This window comes from Thiomonas sp. TH-17 (assembly GCF_057473305.1).
The window spans coordinates 1-2,747 of record NZ_JBYCKI010000009.1 but is presented as its reverse complement, the minus strand read 5'-3'; the positions used below and the strand labels follow the sequence as shown (position 1 = coordinate 2,747).

The 2,747-nt window shown below is 59.3% G+C and carries 3 protein-coding genes; 2 read left to right on the top strand and 1 reads right to left on the bottom strand.

Going from position 1 to position 2,747, the window contains the following annotated elements; genetic code table 11:
- Positions 1 to 503: SIS domain-containing protein (locus tag AC2VLV_RS00600; protein WP_486988153.1), on the bottom strand; the 503-nt coding region annotated here is incomplete at its 3' end.
- Positions 504 to 560: 57 nt separating this feature from the next.
- On the opposite strand from AC2VLV_RS00600, the gene AC2VLV_RS00595 reads away from it, so the two are divergent.
- Together AC2VLV_RS00595 and AC2VLV_RS00590 are read left to right on the top strand one after the other, a co-directional pair.
- On the top strand, positions 561 to 1,484 hold the full coding sequence (locus AC2VLV_RS00595) for a class I fructose-bisphosphate aldolase (protein ID WP_486988152.1): 924 nt from the start codon (positions 561 to 563) through the stop codon (positions 1,482 to 1,484).
- 3 nt (positions 1,485 to 1,487) lie between these two features.
- Positions 1,488 to 2,723 (top strand): amidohydrolase family protein, encoded by a 1,236-nt coding sequence (locus AC2VLV_RS00590; protein WP_486988151.1) that lies wholly within the window; start codon positions 1,488 to 1,490, stop codon positions 2,721 to 2,723.
- Positions 2,724 to 2,747 lie beyond the last annotated feature (24 nt).

The following is a 2,747-nucleotide window of genomic DNA, read 5'->3' as shown; positions in this document are numbered from 1 at the left end:
GTTTTATTGCGATACTGCGTTGCCAAGTTGCCTTCGGCGCTGCAAGTTACTATCAAATGTCGCCATTTCGGCTCTTCGGCTAACATCGCATCCATCAGGCCGATGCTTTCCGGACTGTTGCCTGATCGTGCGATCGACACCAGTAAACCGCCACTTGGAGCGAGCACGCCGGGTCGTTCAACGAGCAACGTACCGGCGGCGACGGCGCGGCAGGGGATGCCTAAGTGCGCCTGTAACACCGGGGCGAGACACTCGCCCACGAACAGCGAGCTGCCTGAGCCTGACAACAAGATGTTTCCAGGCGTAGGGGCAAGAGCCTTCGCGAACACGGCCCGCGTGGCATTGTCGAGCAACTGCGCATTGGTCGCGCGCCAAGTGTCGGGTTGCTGCAGGATTTCACGCAGCGTGTCGGCGCAGCCGAGGCGGTGTTGTTGTTCTATCGACGTCGCGCGCAAGCCGGAAAGCGACGGTGTGGCACGAGCTGATTCGGATCGCATGTTCATGTGATAAAGTATGACAGGTTACGAAACTAAGTGAAAGCATACTACAGAGGACATGACATGAATCAACCATCGCAAGCCCCAGCTCTCCAAGCACATGCCCTTCGCGACCTGTCTCTCTCGCACGGCAAGCGCACCCGTCTACATCGCTTGCTGTATGGCCATGGTCCGGGAAACGGCACTTTGCTGGTGCTTCCCCTGGATCAAGGGCTGGAGCACGGCCCCACCGATTTCTTCCCGCATCCGCCTGCGGTCGATCCCGAATACCAGTTTCATCTGGCCGAGGCGGGCAGCTTTTCTGCCATTGCGCTGGGCGTCGGGCTCGCCGAAAAGTACCTCGGTGCACATTGTGGCAAGGTGCCGCTGATCTTGAAGCTCAACGGCAAGACCAACATCCCTGAGGATAACGAAGCGACCTCGCCGCTGTTTGCATCGGTGGAGGATGCAGTCCGCTTGGGCGCCGATGCCGTCGGCTGCACCTTGTATGTCGGTTCTCCGCGTCAGCACGATGAACTGGTGCAGCTCGGCCAGGTGCGAGCGGACTGCGAGCGCTACGGCATGCCGCTGGTTGTGTGGTCTTACCCGCGTGGCAATGCAATCGAAGCGAAGGGCGGCAAGAACACGTTGTACGCGCAGGATTACGCGGCCCGCGTCGCACTGGAGGTCGGCGCCGACATCGTCAAGTTGCACCAACCCGAGGCCAGCCGACAGAACGTCCCCGCCCCTTATGTTGCACTCGATGAAGATTCGCCGACGCGAACGCGCCGTGTTGTACGCTCGGCCGGCCGCACCATGGTGTTGTTTTCCGGGGGCGTCAAGAATGACGATGATGATGCCGTACTGCACAAGGTCCGCGAGTGCATGGACGCTGGTGCTACTGGCGTCATGTTTGGCCGGAACATGTGGCTGCGCCCATTCGATGATGCTGTGGTGTTGGCACAGCGCACACTCGAAATCCTGCGTCAGTACCCACGTCCGGAGTAAGCCGTGAGCGGTGATGATTGCCACAACTCGCACGAGCGCCCGGCTTGGCATGGCTGCTGTTCTCATCCATCAACGGGAAGTGCAGCCCGAGAGCAAAACGACGCCAATCCGCTTCAGGCGGTCAGCGCGGTGGAGCGCGGACTGCGTTTGGATCAGTTTCACCCACGCAGCACGCTGTGCGCGCAAACGACATCAATCGAGAGGCCGTGTTCGCCTGTCATTGATGCGCACGCCCACCTGAGCTGGATGGCTCATACGCGCAACGGTGTCTCGCTCGGTGAAGAGATGATCTACTTTGCCGATCCGAAGGCGCTGTTGCCTTTGATGGACCGCAAGGGCATTGTGGCAATGATCAATCTCACGGGGGGAGTAGGTAGTGGCCTTGAGCAAACCATTGCTCGCTTCGAACACGCCGCTTCCGGCCGTTTTTACACGATGACCGAACCATCACTACACTTGTTCGACAGGCCCGACTACCCAAAACTACAGGCGGATGCGCTCGCGCGCGCGCGCGATGCAGGTGCCTGCGGGCTCAAGGTATTGAAGACGCTCGGTTTGTATCTGCGCGAGCACATCGATGGCGGTCCGTTGGTAGCCCTGGACGATATGCGCTTTGATCCAATGTGGGACGCTTGCGGTGCCTTGCAGATGCCGGTGTTCATCCATACTGCTGATCCGATAGCATTTTTCCAACCCATCGACGGCAAAAACGAGCGCTACGAAGAACTGGCGCGCCATCCCGATTGGTCGTTCTGCGGTGCCGACTACCCGTCGCATGCGGCGTTGATCTTGGCGCGCGAACGCGTCATCGCCCGGCACCCGAAAACCACGTTCGTTTTGATGCATGTCGGCAGCCAAGCATACGATCTCGATGCGATCGATGTCCTGATGACTCATCATGCCAACGTGCTGGTGGACATCAGTGCGCGCATCAACGAGCTCGGTCGCCAACCAAGGCGGAGCCATGCGTTCATCAAGAAGTTCCAGGACCGCATCCTCTTCGGTACCGACGCGGTGCCACCGCCCTACGGCAACGATGTGCCGCAACAGTTGTTTTGCGACGAGCTGTACGACATCTACTATCGATTCCTTGAAACCGAAGACGAATACTTCGACTATGCACCGGCTGAGCTCCCGCCACAGGGGCGCTGGCGCATTGCCGGTCTCGGGTTGCCCAAGGATGTGCTGCGAAAGCTCTATCACGACAACACAGCACGACTGATGCGGTGGAATGTCTGAACATGCCCAGTCGTCCACCTGATT